Below are 14,004 nucleotides of genomic sequence, written 5' to 3' on the forward strand. Positions count from 1 at the left end.
CCGGTCACAGCGCACCGCGCAACACGTCCACCCGTCACTTCAATACGGCGGTGACGTCCCGGGTCTCGACATGCATGCCCAGGGGCACCCGCCAGGCGTCCACGCAGACGGTGTACGTCTTCGTCCGCGCCGCTCCCGCGTCGATCGGCGCGGGTAGCGGCCCGGTCGACTCGATGGTCGCCCAGTCGACCCCCAGCCCGCCGATCACGTGCGTGGCGAAGGTGACGGTTCCCGAGCGCGCCGCTGATCCTCCGGTGTTCCGGAACTCCACGGTCACCTTCTCGCACCACCGCTCGCCCGCCGCCGCCCGCACGGGAGCGCCCACCGTCAGCTCGGCGGGCCCGCCGGGTGCGGGAGATCCGGGCACCGAGGGGGCCGTGGGCCCTGTGGAGCCTTCTCCGGTGCCGCCCGCGCCGCCGGAGCCGGATGCGCCACCCGTACCGCCCGCGCCGCCGGGGCCTGATGTGCCGGGCGTGCCGGACGGCCTGGGGGTTCCACCGCTTGCCGCGCCCGTGGCTCCGGAGCCGTCGGCACTGCCGGAGGCGCTCGGCGAGGGCCCGCGCCCCCCGGAACGCCCTCCAGCACCCTCACCGCCACCGTCGCCACCGCCACCGTCGCCCCGGCCCTCGCCGTCGCCCCGGTCCAGCGGGACCAGCGTCACCTTCCCCGACGGTGCCACCGCCCCCGCCGGAGCTCTCCCGGGATCCGTTCCCACCGCGCCGAGCGCCACATAGCCCTCGTCCGCCGTACCGCCGCCGCAGGCGGCCAGCACGCCGCCCAGACACAGCACGGCCGCCGAGGCGGCGATCACGGTGCCCCGGCGGCCGTTCGATCCGAGCATCTGACGTCGCATCGCGCCAGTGTGGCTGACGGTCCGTCAAATCGGAACCCTTGTGCTCCGGTACGGGAGTCCACGGCGTCAGTCGGCGATGAGCCCTTCCCTGAGCTGGGCGAGCGTACGGGTCAGCAGGCGCGAGACATGCATCTGCGAGATGCCGACCTCCTCGCCGATCTGCGACTGGGTCATGTTGGCGAAGAACCGCAGCATGATGATCTGGCGCTCGCGCGGCGGGAGCTTGGCCAGCAACGGCTTGAGCGATTCGCGGTACTCGACGCCTTCCAGCGCCGAGTCCTCGTAGCCGAGCCGGTCCGCGAGGGAACCCTCGCCGCCGTCGTCCTCGGGCGAGGGCGAGTCGAGCGAGGAGGCGGTGTACGCGTTGCCGACGGCCAGACCGTCGACCACGTCCTCCTCGGAGACCCCGAGCGCCTTGGCCAGCTCGGGCACGGTCGGCGAGCGGTCGAGCTTCTGCGCGAGCTCGTCGCTGGTCTTGGTCAGCGCCAGCCGCAGCTCCTGGAGCCGGCGCGGGACGCGCACCGACCACGAGGTGTCGCGGAAGAACCGCTTGATCTCCCCGACGACGGTCGGCATCGCGAACGTCGGGAATTCCACGCCCCGTTCGCAGTCGAACCGGTCGATCGCCTTGATCAGGCCGATCGTGCCGACCTGGACGATGTCCTCCATCGGCTCGTTGCGGCTGCGGAACCGCGCCGCGGCGTACCGCACCAGCGGGAGGTTGAGCTCGATGAGTGTGTCCCGTACGTAGGCACGCTCCGGGCTGTCCGTTCCTTCAGGGCCTGGTGCTGGCCCCAGCGCGGCGAGCCGCAGGAACAGGGAGCGGGACAGAGTGCGGGTGTCGATGGCTTCCGACGAGCTGGTGAGCACAGCGGGTGCGGGTTCGCTCTTCGTGAGCGTGAGCACCTTCGAGCTGCCCTGTTCTGCGGACATGCCACCCCCTTGAGGTCGCGGACGGTCGCGTGGAGCCGCGACCATCGGAGGAACGCAGCCTCCACCTGAATACCGGAGGCGAGGCCACGGCAAACGCGGTTCCCGCAGAATGTCACATGTCGGCAACACGCTGTAGTGACATGTCGACAAGTCTTTGTGACGTCTGCGCAGTTAACAGGGGGTGCGAGGCATTTGGGTCGCGCGAACCGGACTTCGAGCGCTCTACCCGATCCGGTTAGGCCTCGATCCTGTTTGCGGATCGAAGTCGGGCAAAGCTACGGGCCAGCAGTCTTGACACATGCATCTGGGAGACTCCCAGTTCGGCACTGATCTGGGACTGCGTCAGATTGCTGTAGTAGCGCAGCAGAAGGATGCGCTGCTCGCGCTCGGGGAGCTGGACGAGCAGATGCCGGACGAGGTCGCGGTGCTCGACCCCGGCGAGCGCCGGGTCCTCGTAACCGAGCCGGTCCAGCAGTCCGGGCAGCCCGTCGCCCTCCTGGGCGGCCTCCAGCGAGGTCGCGTGGTAGGAACGCCCGGCCTCGATGCAGGCGAGCACCTCGTCCTCGGAGATCCTCAGCCGCTCGGCGATCTCCGCGGTGGTGGGTGAACGGCCGTGAGCGGTCGTCAGGTCCTCGGTGGCGCCGGTGACCTGGACCCACAGCTCGTGAAGCCGCCGGGGGACGTGGACGGTCCGTACGTTGTCCCGGAAGTACCGCTTGATCTCGCCGACGACGGTCGGCATCGCGAACGTCGGGAACTGGACGCCGCGTTCGGGGTCGAACCGGTCGATGGCGTTGATCAGGCCGATCGTGCCGACCTGGACGACGTCCTCCATCGGCTCGTTGCGGCTGCGGAACCGCGCCGCGGCGTACCGCACCAGCGGGAGGTTCGCCTCGATGAGGGCCGCCCGCACCCGGCCGTGCTCCGGGGTCCCCGGCTCCAGGTTCTTGAGCTGTCCGAAGAGCACCTGGGTGAGCGCCCTGGTGTCCGCGCCCCGGGTCCTGGCGGGCGTCGTCGTGCTGTCGGGCGTCTCGGTCTGGATCGCCTGACTGGGTTCGGCCACCTGGCTCGTCTGGACGGACTGGGGAGGCACTTGAGGCGCTGTACTGGCCGGCACGATGAGGCCACCCCTTTGCGGTCAACTTCGGTCAACTCATCCGTCAAAAGCGGTCATAGCATCACAAGACATGTCCACTGTGTGCAAGCACCGTATAGCGTCGTGTTGGGTTCAACTTGGTTTAAACACCAAAAAAAGCCCCTCACCGTGATGGTGAGGGGCTCGGGGGCCGTCCGGACCGGAACGAAAGCCGGACCGGTCGGATCAGAACGGGTAGTCGGCGATCACCCAGGTGGCGAATTCACGCCACTGCCCGGCGGCGGCCTGATGGGCGGGGTGCTCGATGTACCGCTTCAGGGCGTCCTGGTCGGCGACCGCGGAGTTGATGGCGAAGTCGTACGCGATCGGCCGGTCGGTGATGTTCCAGGCGCACTCCCAGAACTCCAGCTCGGGGACCTGCCCCTCCAGCTCCCGGAAGGCCTGCGCCCCGGCGACGACCCGCGGGTCGTCCCGCTCGACGCCGTCGTTCAGCTTGAACAGGACCAGATGGCGGATCACGGTGTACTCCTACTTCACGAGCTCGGACATGAAGTCGCCGACGCCCTGTGCGGCACTCGAAACGCCCTCGAACCCTACCTGGACGAGATCAGCCGCCCGGGCCGGGGAGGTGATGATCGTGTACAGCACGAAGACGACTATCACGTAGAGAGCTATCTTCTTCGCTTGCACCACAGCCCCTGCCTCCCCTTCGATCCCCTGTTTCGATCTCCTGTGCAGTCGGGCGATTCTATCCGCACGGATGGTCGTACCCCCCGGAGGATTCCGACCACTCACGCGGCTTTTAAGGACCAAGGACCCGGCGATCGGGGTCCTTCGCCCGCCCGCACGGCCTCTGCGGGGAGCAGGATGGACGGTGAGTCCAGCGGATGAGGCAGGAATCCGAGGGGCTCGGAACGGGCCCCCACTGTGGGGTCCTCACCGCAGGCCACCCCCCTGACCGCGGCGAGGGCTTGAGGGCCCCGTTCTCACCGGGGGAAGCGGCTTGTCCCCCCGATGCCGCTTCCCCCGACCTGAGCTTCGGTGAACTGTGGCCCCGACACGGCATCCGTCGTGCGGGGCCACAGCCGTACCCGAGGCACCTCCGGACCGCTTCGGCCCGGCTCCGACCTCGACCCCTTCGCGGGCCTGGCCGCGCGTGCGCGGGGATCACAGTCGACGTATACCGCGGTATACACATCCTCCAGGGACCACCCCGCGTACGCGGGGACCACCTCTGCACGACACCCGCCGCGGCCGGCCGCGCGTCCGGCCGGTCTCGAACGAGCGTGCTCGCGGCCGGGGGTTGCGTCTGGTCGAGGCCTTGGCCGCGCAATGGGGGGCGCGGAACGGCCGTTCGGGAAGATCGTGTGGGTGGTGGTCACATGGTGAGGAGGGCCGGGCGCGCACCGTGCTGTGCGATACGCACAGCCGTCCGGGGCCAACGGCCCTGAGGGGCGCGGCGGATACGCAACCGCATGCGGCGAGGGTGCCTTGGTGGGGCGGTGGAAGCGGGGTGTCCCCGGATTGGTCAAGGCCCCGGGGCGCCCTCCGTCCACGCGGTAGTCGGTGCGCGGTGGGGGCGACCTCACTGTCTCCGTGACGCGCGAACGCCCTCCCGGTCTGCGTTTCCGCAGTCCGGGAGGGCGTCGATGGCGGTAGCGGAGGGATTTGAACCCTCGGTGAGTTTCCCCACACTCGCTTTCGAGGCGAGCTCCTTCGGCCGCTCGGACACGCTACCGAGAGAGAGCTTAGACCATTCCGGGCCGCGGACAGAAATCGGTTCTCAGAGGGTGCGGAAGAAGGCCGTCAGGCGGTCGGCGCAGACGTCCTCCAGGACTCCTTGGATGACCTCGGGACGGTGGTTGAGCCGGCGGTCGCGTACGACGTCCCAGAGGGAGCCCGCCGCGCCCGCCTTCTCGTCCCGGGCCCCGTAGACCACCCGGTCCACGCGGGACTGCACCAGTGCGCCCGCGCACATCGTGCAGGGTTCCAGGGTGACGACCAGGGTGCATCCGGACAGCCGCCACCGGCCGAGGGCCGCCGCGGCCCTGCGGACGGCGAGGACCTCGGCGTGCGCGGTCGGGTCGCCGGTCGCCTCGCGTTCGTTGTGGCCCGTGGCGAGCAGGGTGCCGTCCGGGCCGAGCACGACGGCGCCGACCGGCACATCGCCGGCCAGCGCCGCCAGATCGGCCTCGGCCAGGGCGCGGCGCATGTGCGCCCGCCACGGGTCTCGTACGGGGTCGTACGGTTCCGGCGGTCCTTGCGGGTGCGGTGGTTCGCTCACCCGCGGACCCTAACGGACGGTTTCCAGAACCTCGGCCGCGCCCAGCGCGTCCGCGATTTCCACCATCGCGTCCGTGCGCAGCATCAGCAGCTCGGCCTCGGGGAGCCCGAGGTCGGCCAGGATCCGGGTGTCGCCGAGCGGGCCCGCCGGTACGGCGTCGGCGTCGAGTCCGTCGTCATCGTCATCGTCGTCGTCGTCGGTGTCGGTGTCGGTGTCTGTGTCGGTGTCGTTGTCGGGGGTGGTGTCCGGGTCGCCGTCCTCCGTACCGTCGAGGCCGACGAGCTCTTCGAGGGCGGCAATCGTGTCCTCGGCCCCGGGTTCGCGGCCGAGCAGTTCATCGGTGAGCAGGATCTCCCCGTACGAGGAGCGTGCTGCGGCGGTGGCGTCCGAGACGAAAATACGGGGGTCGTCCTCACCATCCACCCGGACGACGCCGAACCAGGCGTCCTCCTGCTCGATGAAGACGAGCACCGTGTCCTCGTCCACCGAGGCCTCGCGGGCCAGATCCGTCAGGTCGGACAGGGTCTCCACATCGTCGAGCTCCGTATCGCTCGCTTCCCACCCGTCTTCGGTGCGCGCGAGCAGTGCGGCGAAGTACACCGTGACTCTCCCACTGGTCATAGGGGTGCAGGTCCGGCGGGAGGGCAGTCGGTGGCCCCGGCTGTCCTGCGTCCCGCCCATCGGAATCGTGGCAGAAACATGGGCTCCGCGAGAGGAGTTCGGCCGTTGCGTCGGCCACTAGTTCTCCTGGACGCCGCCACCAGGGGGATGCCGGGGATGCCGGGCGGCCGTCCGGCTACCAGCGGAAGGTGCGCATGCGCATGGCCTGGCGCATCCGGGCCGCCCTCGCGCGGCGGGGCTGTACCCGGTCGCGGAGCGCCTTCGCCTCGTGGAGCTCGCGCAGGAACTGGGCGCGCCGCCTACGGCGTGCCGCGTCGCTCTCCTCCGGGTTCTGCTGGACCTGTGCGTCCTGCGGGGCCGGCGTGTCCGGCTGGTCCCGCTTCCGCTTTTCCCCGTCCGGCATCGGCTCATCACCCCAAGGCTGGGTCCGTATGCCCCCACCTTCCCCCCGAACATGCGGTTGATGCCAGCGCACGGGTGCGGGAGGCACGGTTACTGTTGAACCCATGCGGATCCACGTCGTCGACCACCCACTGGTCGCGCACAAACTCACCACCCTGCGCGACAAGCGCACCGACTCCCCGACTTTCCGGCGGCTCGCCGACGAGCTGGTCACTCTGCTCGCCTACGAGGCCACCCGGGATGTGCGCACCGAACAGGTCGACATCGAGACCCCGGTCACACCGACGACCGGCGTGAAGCTGTCGCACCCGCGGCCGCTGGTCGTGCCGATCCTGCGGGCCGGTCTGGGCATGCTCGACGGCATGGTGCGGCTGCTGCCGACCGCCGAGGTCGGCTTCCTGGGCATGATCCGCAATGAGGAGACGCTCAAGGCGGAGACGTACGCCACCCGGATGCCGGAGGACCTCTCCGGCCGTCAGGTGTACGTCCTGGACCCGATGCTGGCCACCGGCGGCACGCTGGTCGCGGCCATCCAGGAGCTGATCAAGCGCGGTGCGGACGATGTCACCGCGGTCGTGCTGCTCGCGGCGCCCGAGGGCGTCGAGGTGATGGAGCGCGAGCTGGCCGGTACGCCGGTGACCGTCGTCACCGCCTCGGTCGACGAGCGGCTCAACGAGAACGGCTACATCGTCCCGGGCCTCGGTGACGCGGGCGACCGGATGTACGGCACGGTCGACTAGGACCCGAGCGAGTCGCGCCGGGCTGCCGAGTCGCCCCGGGCTGCCGGGCCGCGCCGGGCTGCCGGGTCGTCCCGGCAGCCGTCAGCAGGACGACGGTGCGGGGGCCGGCTTCGTCAGGGCGGCGAGGGCCGCAGCCGCCGACTGGGGCGTGCTGAACGTCTTGAACTTCGCACCGAGAATCAGATCGACGTCCGCCGTCCTGCGGGCGTCGGTCTTCGGGGTGGCGCCCCGCAACTGCGTACCGAGGACCGGGAACGAGCCGTTCGCGGCCGAGGGGGCACCCAGCAGCACCCCGGGGCCGGGGACCTTCTTGTCGTACGCGGCCGGGGCGTTGCCCACCTTGCCGATGGTGAAGCCGCGCTTCTTCAGTTCGTCGGCCGCCTGCTTGGCGAGCCCGCTGCGCGGTGTCGCGTTGTAGACGTTGACGGTGATCTTCGCCGGCTTCGGCAGCGCCTTCGCGGGCGCGGACGGCTTGGCGGAAGGGCAGTCCGTCTTGTGGTCGGCGGCGCTGGCCTTCCGGTCGCCGCCGGTGAAGACGTCGATGAGCTGCATCGTGCCCCATCCGGCCAGCCCGAGGGCGACCACGGAAGCGGTGGCAGCGAGGATCAGTTTGCCGCGACGCCGGGGGCGGCGCATCTTCGGATACTTGTCGCCCGTGATGCGGTACTTTCCGCCCATGCCGGGGGGAGTGAGCATGCTCATGGGCGCAGCGTAGTGCGACCCGGTGATGATGCCTACTAAATGATCAATGGATCGCACCCGTCCGGGTGCGAAAGCACCCGAACGAACCCCGGAGCACCCGTAGGTGTCGCAGGGTCCGTGGGTCCTGCCGGTCCTGCCGGTCCGTGGGGGACCCGCTTCGGTCAGCCGAGTTCGAGCACGCGGGCGTGCAGTACCTGGCGCTGCTGAAGTGCGGCGCGGACTGCGCGGTGCAGTCCGTCCTCCAGATAGAGGTCGCCCTGCCACTTCACGACGTGCGCGAACAGGTCACCGTAGAACGTCGAATCCTCGGCGAGGAGGGTTTCGAGGTCCAGGTTGCCCTTGGTGGTCACCAGCTGGTCGAGGCGGACCGGGCGCGGCGCGACGTCCGCCCACTGCCGGGTGCTTTCCCGGCCGTGGTCGGGATAAGGCCGCCCATTTCCGATGCGCTTGAAGATCACACGGAAAGCCTACCGGGCAAGAGCCTCCGGGCGCAGCCACGGGGCCGGACTGCGATGCTGGCAAGAACGCCACAAAAGCAGGCATTCCGGAATGGGGCCTCGATGAATGACAGCGACAGCACGGGCGGTGGCACGGGCGCGGGCATGGGCGGAGCCACGACTTCGGGCACGACCGGCGGTCCGGACGCGGATGCGCCGCAAGGGGCGGGCGCCGATGCGCGGGCCGCGGGCGCCGGTGCGCAAGGCGCGGGCGCCGGAGTGCGGGAAGCTGCGGGGGCCGGTGTGCAAACCGAGGGAGGCGGCGCGCAGGCCGAGGAGGGCGGTGTGCGGGCCGAGGGAGGTGGTGTGCGGGCCGAGGGGGCCGGTGTTCTGCCGGAGTCGGCTCGGGAGATCGCCGCCGGGTACGCCGTTTCCGGGGCCGCCCTCGATCTGGGCGCGTTGCTCTGGGACGGCGCCTGCCTGCCGGACGCTCAGATCCGGATTCCGCTGGCGATGCTCAACCGGCACGGGCTCGTCGCGGGCGCCACCGGAACCGGGAAGACCAAGACGCTCCAGCTGATCGCCGAACAGCTCTCGGCCAACGGTGTCCCCGTCTTCCTCGCCGACATCAAGGGCGATGTCTCGGGTATCGCCGCCCCCGGCACGCCGGGGGACCGGGTCACCGGGCGCGCCGGACAGGTGGGGCAGGCGTGGGAGGCCAAGGGCTTCCCGTGCGAGTTCTACGCGCTCGGCGGTATCGGCCCCGGCATCCCGCTGCGCGCGACGGTCACCAGCTTCGGACCCGTACTCCTGTCCAAGGTGCTTCAGCTCAACCGGACGCAGGAACAGTCGCTCGGCCTGATCTTCCATTACGCCGACGCCAAGGGCCTGGAGTTGCTGGACCTCAAGGACCTGCGGGCCGTGGTCGCGTTCCTCGTCTCGGACACCGGAAAGGCCGAACTCAAGGAGATCGGCGGACTCTCCACGGCGACCGCGGGAGTGATCCTGCGGTCGATCACCGCCTTCGAGCAGCAGGGCGCGGGCGACTTCTTCGGGGAACCCGAGTTCGACACGGCCGAGTTGCTGCGGCAGGCGCCGGACGGGCGCGGGCTCGTCTCCGTACTGGAACTGGCGGCGGTGCAGGACAAGCCCCAGCTCTTCTCCACTTTCCTGGTGTGGCTGCTCGCCGACCTCTTCCACGATCTGCCGGAGGTCGGTGACCTCGACCGGCCGAAGCTCGTCTTCTTCTTCGACGAGGCGCATCTGCTCTTCAACGGGGCCTCGAAGGCGTTCCTGGAATCGATCACCCAGACCGTGCGGCTGATCCGGTCCAAGGGCGTGGGCATCTTCTTCGTCACGCAGACGCCGCGCGATGTGCCCGCGGAGGTGCTGGCGCAGCTCGGGAACCGGGTGCAGCACGCGCTGCGCGCCTTCACCCCGGACGACGCGAAGGCCTTGCGGTCGACGGTGAAGACGTTCCCGAACTCGCCCTACGACCTGGAGGAGTTGCTGACCCGGCTGGGCATCGGCGAGGCCGTGATCACGGTACTGAGCGAGAACGGCGCGCCGACTCCGGTCGCCGCGACCCGGCTGCGGGCGCCGCAGTCGCTGATGGGGCCGTACCCGGCGGCGGAGCTCGACGCGGCCGTGAAGGGCTCGCCGCTGTACGGGCGTTACGCACAGGCGGTGGACCGGGAGTCGGCGTACGAGAAGCTGAGCGCCGGTCAGGAGGCGCAGCGCCGGGCCGCCGAGGCGGAGGCCGCGGACCGGGCGGCGGTGGAGGAAGCGGTGCGCGGTGAGACGGCGCGCGGGGCCGGGAAGGCGGCCGAGGGGGCGGCCAGGGAGGACACCTCGCTGGTCGAGCAGGTGGTGGGGAGCGGGATGTTCCGGTCGCTGGCCCGGTCCGTCGGGACGCAGCTGGGGCGGGAGATCTCGCGGTCGCTCTTCGGTACGGCCCGCCGCCGACGGTAGGCGGGGGGCCGGTGCTTCGGGGCCGCTGTTGCCCGGCGGTGCTACTGCTCGGCGGCGCGCTTGGCCGCCTGCTTCGCGTGCTGCTTGTACGCGCGGACCTCGGCGAGCGATTCCGGGCCCGTGATGTCGGCGACCGACCGGTGCGAGCCGGCCTCCCCGTACGGTCCCGCCGCCTCGCGCCAGCCCGTCGGCCGGACCCCGAACTGCTTGCCCAGCAGCGCCAGGAAGATCTGCGCCTTCTGGGTGCCGAACCCGGGCAGCGCGTTCAGCCGTTTCCGCAGCTCGGCCCCGTCCGGGACACCGGTCCACACCGCGCTCGCGTCGCCGTCGTACTCCGCCACCAGGTACTGGCACAACTGCTGGACGCGGTTGGCCATGGAGCCGGGATAGCGGTGCAGGGCGGGCTTCGCAGTGAACAGCTCGGTGAACGCCTCCGGGTCGTGGGCGGCGATCTCATGCGCGTCCAGATCGTCCTTGCCCATCCGCTGCGCCAGGGAGTACGGGCCGGAGAAGGCCCACTCCATCGGCACCTGCTGGTCCAGCAGCATGCCCACCAGAGCGGCGAGCGGGCTGCGCGCGAGGAGCTCGTCCGCCTTCGGCTCCTGGGCGATCCGCAGGGTGATGTGCTGGTCCTTGTCGCTCTTGGTCATGCCTTCGATCATCCCGACGGCGGAGTGGCCCGGCCACTCCGTCGGCCGCCGGTGCAGCCGTTTGCCGTACGGACGGATCGGGTGCCCGAAGGGGCAGGACCGGCTGCCCCCGGCCGGCGGGGTCCGGGCTGGACGGGGCAGCGGGGCGTCGTGAAGGTGGAGTGGTGAGGCCATCACGACGCGCCTTCGACCGGGGCGCGGGCAGGGGAGATGACGATGCACGCACAGGAATGGGACCAGGAGCACGACCACGAGCGGGATCACGGACACGGGCATGAGCACGACGAGCCCGTGCACGCGTCGAGGGCGTCCGAGGGCCGGGAGGCGGCGGACGCCCCGCACCTCTACCGGGCGGCGGCCACAGGTCGGGCCGATGTGGTCGGGGCCCGCGGCATGAGCGTGCTCCAGCGAGCGGTCGGCAACAGCGCCGTGGGGTCGATGCTCCAGCACAAGGAGGAGGAAGAGCGCTCCCCCGTGCACGATGTGGTCTCGTCGGGCGGAGGGCAGCCCCTGGACACCGACACCCGGGCCGATCTGGAGGGCCGGATGGGCGCGGACTTCTCCGACGTACGCATCCACACGGACTCCGCCGCCCACGAGTCCGCGAAGGGCGTGGGCGCCCACGCGTACACGGTCGGCAACAACGTGGTCTTCCAGCGGGACGCCTACGATCCGTCCTCGCCGCAGGGCCGCACCACGCTGGCCCATGAGCTGACCCATGTGATCCAGCAGCGCAACGGGCCGGTGGAGGGTACGGAGGCGGCGGGCGGGATCCGGGTGAGCGACCCCTCCGACCGCTTCGAGCGGGAGGCCGTCGCGAACGCCGACCGGGTGCTGTCGGACCCGGCCCCGGCTTCGGACCCGGCCCCGGCTCCCGCTTCGGCTCCGGCAGCGGGTGCGGCTGCTGTGCAGCGGGCCGCGACGGAGGACGAGGACGAGCAACCGGCCGATGTACAGGGCTCCTTCGTGCAGCGGGCGAAGGAGGGCGCCGAGGAGGAGGAAGAGGCTCCGCCCGAGTGACGGGCCTTCGGCGGACGGTGTCTCGTGGCCCGTCCGCCGTATCCGTCCGCGAGTCCGCCGCGCCCGTTTGCCCGCCGTGTCAGTCCGCCGTGTCCATTGCCAGTTGTGTCAGTTCGCGGTGTCCGTCTTCATCGTGCCGCCGAGGAACAGCGACTCCGAGCATCGCGAAGGCGTCGGCGCGTTCACCGGCTTGCCCACCTTCCGGCAGTCGACGGTCATCGTGACCTTGCCACCGGCGGGCACCATGATCGGGGTGACGAAGTGGTAGTCGGAGTCGCGGAAGTTCTCCATCGCCAGCCGGAGCACGGGCGCGTCCCGGCCCGAGGAGACCACGAGCGTCCCCGCGTCGCCCTGCGGGTTCTGGACCACGATGTCGGTCAGCTGGAACGTGTGCCCGCTGGGCACCTGCAGGGCCGTCGAGGTGTTCGACCCGCCGCCCACCGAGTCCCTGACCTGCACCTGCGCACTGGTCGGGGCCGCGGCCGACGCGTCGGAGGACGCATCGGGGCTCGTTGAGGGGCTGGGCTTCGGCGAGCCCCCGTTCGCCCCGGAGGAGTCGCCTCCGCCCGACGCCGCGCCGGCCGAGGAGCCCTTGTCGGGGGCCTTGCTCTTGTCGGCCGCGGCTGCGGACCGTACCGCGTCCGGTGTGATCGCCTCCCGGGCCGCCGACTTCACGGCCGGGCGCAGCAGCGCGTACCAGAGCCCCACCAGCGCGATCAGCAGAACGGCCGCGGTGATCAGCGCCCGGGGCAGCCAGCGCGGCAGGATCGGCTCCTGCTGGTACGAGCCGTCCACGACCACCGGGGCGACCGGGGCCTGGTCCTCGGCCACGTCCGGGGTGGCGACCAGTTGGAAGGGATGAGTGATCGGGATGCCGCGCCACACGCGCTTGGCGGGCCGGATCCGCACCTTCCCGAACTCCGCCCGCCCGGGAGCGATCTGCAGTGTGTCCGCCGCGAACGAGACCCGCGCCCGCTCCGTACCCGACTGAGCCGCCAGCCGTACGGTGACCGGGGCGTTCCCCCGGTTGTCGACGGCGAGTTGGTGCCTGCCGCGCCAGGCACCGTGCGAGCTGCGCGGTACGAGTTCGGCGGTCGTCTCGGTGAAGGGGAGTACCGTCACCCGGCCTTCGGGCACCACCGTGTCGCCCTGCTCGCTGGTGGGCACCACCCGTATGCCGAAGGGTGTCTCCCCCGCGAGTACGGTCGAGTCCCGGGGCGGACGCAGCACGAGGGAAACCGTCTGCGAGTCACCCGGATACAGGGAAAGCGTCGCCGGCTCGACCGTCGACCAGGCGGCACACGCACCGATCACCTCGAAGCGGTACTCCTCGACGGTGCTGCCGGAGTTCAGGATCCGCAGGGGGAGGGCCGTCTCCTCGCCCGGTGCGGCAGTGACGGACGATTCGTCGAGGCTTGCCGTGAGACTCATACGGCGCACCGTAGGTTCGCCACCGAACCCCGACATCGACCGTGAAGGAACACTTCCGGGCAGATTCCGTGCCCGGATCGGCTTTTTTGTTTCCCTGTAAGGAAACGCGGGCATCTTTTGACCGCCTCAGACGAGTGAGGCAAACGAAAACAGCCGTGTTGGTTGTGTTCGACGTGACGCCATCGGCTGTTGCCCAGGGGGAGCATTGCCATGGAGCGCACCACTGTCGCATTACGGGCCCAGGATCCGATCTCGCAAGCGGGCGTGGCCAGTCAGTTACGTACCCGACCCGAAGTCAGCGTGATGGAGTGGGGGGAGGGCGACGCCTCTCCTCAGATCGTGATCGTCGTCGTGGACACGGTCGACGAGGCGGTGTTGACGATGCTGCGCCACATCCAGCGCACCAGCACCTCACGCACCGTCCTGGTCACCACGGACATCGACGAGCAGAAGCTGGTGAGCGCCGCGGAGTGCGGTGTCGCCGGTGTGGTCAGGCGCTCCGAATCGACTCCGGAGCATCTGGTGCAGGTCATAGGGACGGTGGCGCGGGGCGAGGGCCATCTCCCTTCCGACCTGCTGGGAAGGCTGCTCGAGGAGGTGGGCCGCCTCCAGGGGCAGGTGCTCGGCCCCCGCGGGCTGCATTTCACCGGTCTCGCGGCGCGCGAGGTGGATGTGCTGAGGCTGGTCGCGGAGGGGTACGACACCGCGGACATCGCGACGAAGCTGGCCTACTCCGAGCGCACCATAAAGAACGTGCTGCATTCGGTGATGACCCGGCTGCAGTTGCGGAACCGCTCGCACGCGGTGGCGTACGCGATGCGGCAGGGGCTGATCTGAGCCGACCCCCGCGGGTGCGTACGGCAC

General features: G+C 70.4%; 16 protein-coding genes and 1 tRNA gene. 4 read left to right on the forward strand and 13 right to left on the reverse strand.

The window, feature by feature from the left end:
- Positions 1 to 34: 34 nt before the first annotated feature.
- The 9 genes from ACFVX4_RS06970 to ACFVX4_RS07010 form a co-directional block, all read right to left on the reverse strand.
- The gene (locus ACFVX4_RS06970) at positions 35 to 853 is read right to left on the reverse strand and encodes a hypothetical protein (RefSeq protein WP_389972675.1); all 819 of its coding nucleotides are present in this window, start codon (positions 851 to 853) and stop codon (positions 35 to 37) included.
- Positions 854 to 919: 66 nt separating this feature from the next.
- On the reverse strand, positions 920 to 1,786 hold the full coding sequence (locus tag ACFVX4_RS06975) for an RNA polymerase sigma factor SigF (protein WP_389972677.1): 867 nt from the start codon (positions 1,784 to 1,786) through the stop codon (positions 920 to 922).
- Between the two features lie 235 nt (positions 1,787 to 2,021).
- A complete protein-coding gene (locus tag ACFVX4_RS06980; protein ID WP_385331168.1) occupies positions 2,022 to 2,903 on the reverse strand; it encodes an RNA polymerase sigma factor SigF in 882 nt (293 codons plus the stop codon).
- 204 nt (positions 2,904 to 3,107) lie between these two features.
- Complete coding sequence (locus ACFVX4_RS06985) at positions 3,108 to 3,401, reverse strand: Dabb family protein (RefSeq protein ID WP_389972679.1); 294 nt, start codon at positions 3,399 to 3,401, stop codon at positions 3,108 to 3,110.
- 9 nt (positions 3,402 to 3,410) lie between these two features.
- A complete protein-coding gene (locus ACFVX4_RS06990; RefSeq protein ID WP_389972969.1) occupies positions 3,411 to 3,572 on the reverse strand; it encodes a hypothetical protein in 162 nt (53 codons plus the stop codon).
- 960 nt (positions 3,573 to 4,532) lie between these two features.
- Positions 4,533 to 4,620 (reverse strand) — tRNA-Ser (locus tag ACFVX4_RS06995).
- Positions 4,621 to 4,665: 45 nt separating this feature from the next.
- Positions 4,666 to 5,094, reverse strand: a complete 429-nt coding sequence (gene tadA, locus ACFVX4_RS07000; protein ID WP_389972943.1) for a tRNA adenosine(34) deaminase TadA — start codon at positions 5,092 to 5,094, stop codon at positions 4,666 to 4,668.
- 81 nt (positions 5,095 to 5,175) lie between these two features.
- Positions 5,176 to 5,766, reverse strand: a complete 591-nt coding sequence (locus ACFVX4_RS07005; protein WP_389972946.1) for a hypothetical protein — start codon at positions 5,764 to 5,766, stop codon at positions 5,176 to 5,178.
- Positions 5,767 to 5,962: 196 nt separating this feature from the next.
- Complete coding sequence (locus ACFVX4_RS07010) at positions 5,963 to 6,190, reverse strand: hypothetical protein (protein ID WP_389972681.1); 228 nt, start codon at positions 6,188 to 6,190, stop codon at positions 5,963 to 5,965.
- Positions 6,191 to 6,293: 103 nt separating this feature from the next.
- On the opposite strand from ACFVX4_RS07010, the gene upp reads away from it, so the two are divergent.
- The gene (gene upp / locus ACFVX4_RS07015) at positions 6,294 to 6,929 is read left to right on the forward strand and encodes a uracil phosphoribosyltransferase (RefSeq protein WP_266416595.1); all 636 of its coding nucleotides are present in this window, start codon (positions 6,294 to 6,296) and stop codon (positions 6,927 to 6,929) included.
- Between the two features lie 81 nt (positions 6,930 to 7,010).
- Here the strand turns inward: upp and ACFVX4_RS07020 are convergent, their stop codons facing one another.
- On the reverse strand, positions 7,011 to 7,607 hold the full coding sequence (locus ACFVX4_RS07020) for a LytR C-terminal domain-containing protein (protein WP_389972949.1): 597 nt from the start codon (positions 7,605 to 7,607) through the stop codon (positions 7,011 to 7,013).
- 185 nt (positions 7,608 to 7,792) lie between these two features.
- Positions 7,793 to 8,089 (reverse strand): type II toxin-antitoxin system VapB family antitoxin, encoded by a 297-nt coding sequence (locus ACFVX4_RS07025; RefSeq protein WP_072488263.1) that lies wholly within the window; start codon positions 8,087 to 8,089, stop codon positions 7,793 to 7,795.
- A gap of 102 nt (positions 8,090 to 8,191) precedes the next feature.
- Between ACFVX4_RS07025 and ACFVX4_RS07030 the strand changes: the two genes are divergently transcribed.
- Positions 8,192 to 10,039, forward strand: coding sequence for a helicase HerA-like domain-containing protein (locus ACFVX4_RS07030; protein WP_389972683.1), 1,848 nt, complete (start codon positions 8,192 to 8,194; stop codon positions 10,037 to 10,039).
- 41 nt (positions 10,040 to 10,080) lie between these two features.
- Here the strand turns inward: ACFVX4_RS07030 and ACFVX4_RS07035 are convergent, their stop codons facing one another.
- Positions 10,081 to 10,689, reverse strand: a complete 609-nt coding sequence (locus ACFVX4_RS07035; protein ID WP_389972685.1) for an HhH-GPD-type base excision DNA repair protein — start codon at positions 10,687 to 10,689, stop codon at positions 10,081 to 10,083.
- A 210-nt stretch (positions 10,690 to 10,899) separates the two neighbouring features.
- On the opposite strand from ACFVX4_RS07035, the gene ACFVX4_RS07040 reads away from it, so the two are divergent.
- Positions 10,900 to 11,709 carry a DUF4157 domain-containing protein gene (locus tag ACFVX4_RS07040; RefSeq protein WP_389972687.1) on the forward strand — a complete coding sequence of 270 codons (810 nt, stop codon included), beginning with the start codon at positions 10,900 to 10,902 and terminating at the stop codon, positions 11,707 to 11,709.
- Between the two features lie 108 nt (positions 11,710 to 11,817).
- On the opposite strand, the gene ACFVX4_RS07045 is transcribed toward ACFVX4_RS07040, so the two are convergent.
- Positions 11,818 to 13,140 carry a hypothetical protein gene (locus ACFVX4_RS07045; protein ID WP_389972689.1) on the reverse strand — a complete coding sequence of 441 codons (1,323 nt, stop codon included), beginning with the start codon at positions 13,138 to 13,140 and terminating at the stop codon, positions 11,818 to 11,820.
- A 210-nt stretch (positions 13,141 to 13,350) separates the two neighbouring features.
- Here ACFVX4_RS07045 and ACFVX4_RS07050 point away from each other — a divergent pair, with 210 nt between their 5' ends.
- Positions 13,351 to 13,977: a response regulator transcription factor gene (locus ACFVX4_RS07050; RefSeq protein WP_266416590.1), complete on the forward strand. Its 627-nt coding sequence runs from the start codon at positions 13,351 to 13,353 to the stop codon at positions 13,975 to 13,977.
- Positions 13,978 to 14,004: the final 27 nt, after the last annotated feature.

The sequence above is a fragment of the Streptomyces sp. NPDC058240 genome (genome assembly GCF_042882135.1).
Classification (GTDB): domain Bacteria; phylum Actinomycetota; class Actinomycetes; order Streptomycetales; family Streptomycetaceae; genus Streptomyces.

Coding starts and splice junctions, on each gene's coding strand:
- ACFVX4_RS07020 (WP_389972949.1), bottom strand. CDS start 7,607: ATGGGCGGAAAGTACCGCATCACGGGCGACAAGTATCCGAAGATGCGC.
- tadA (WP_389972943.1), bottom strand. CDS start 5,094: ATGCGCCGCGCCCTGGCCGAGGCCGATCTGGCGGCGCTGGCCGGCGAT.
- ACFVX4_RS07050 (WP_266416590.1), top strand. CDS start 13,351: ATGGAGCGCACCACTGTCGCATTACGGGCCCAGGATCCGATCTCGCAA.
- ACFVX4_RS07040 (WP_389972687.1), top strand. CDS start 10,900: ATGACGATGCACGCACAGGAATGGGACCAGGAGCACGACCACGAGCGG.
- ACFVX4_RS07045 (WP_389972689.1), bottom strand. CDS start 13,140: ATGAGTCTCACGGCAAGCCTCGACGAATCGTCCGTCACTGCCGCACCG.
- ACFVX4_RS07010 (WP_389972681.1), bottom strand. CDS start 6,190: ATGCCGGACGGGGAAAAGCGGAAGCGGGACCAGCCGGACACGCCGGCC.
- ACFVX4_RS06970 (WP_389972675.1), bottom strand. CDS start 853: ATGCGACGTCAGATGCTCGGATCGAACGGCCGCCGGGGCACCGTGATC.
- ACFVX4_RS07030 (WP_389972683.1), top strand. CDS start 8,192: ATGAATGACAGCGACAGCACGGGCGGTGGCACGGGCGCGGGCATGGGC.
- ACFVX4_RS06975 (WP_389972677.1), bottom strand. CDS start 1,786: ATGTCCGCAGAACAGGGCAGCTCGAAGGTGCTCACGCTCACGAAGAGC.
- ACFVX4_RS07035 (WP_389972685.1), bottom strand. CDS start 10,689: ATGACCAAGAGCGACAAGGACCAGCACATCACCCTGCGGATCGCCCAG.
- upp (WP_266416595.1), top strand. CDS start 6,294: ATGCGGATCCACGTCGTCGACCACCCACTGGTCGCGCACAAACTCACC.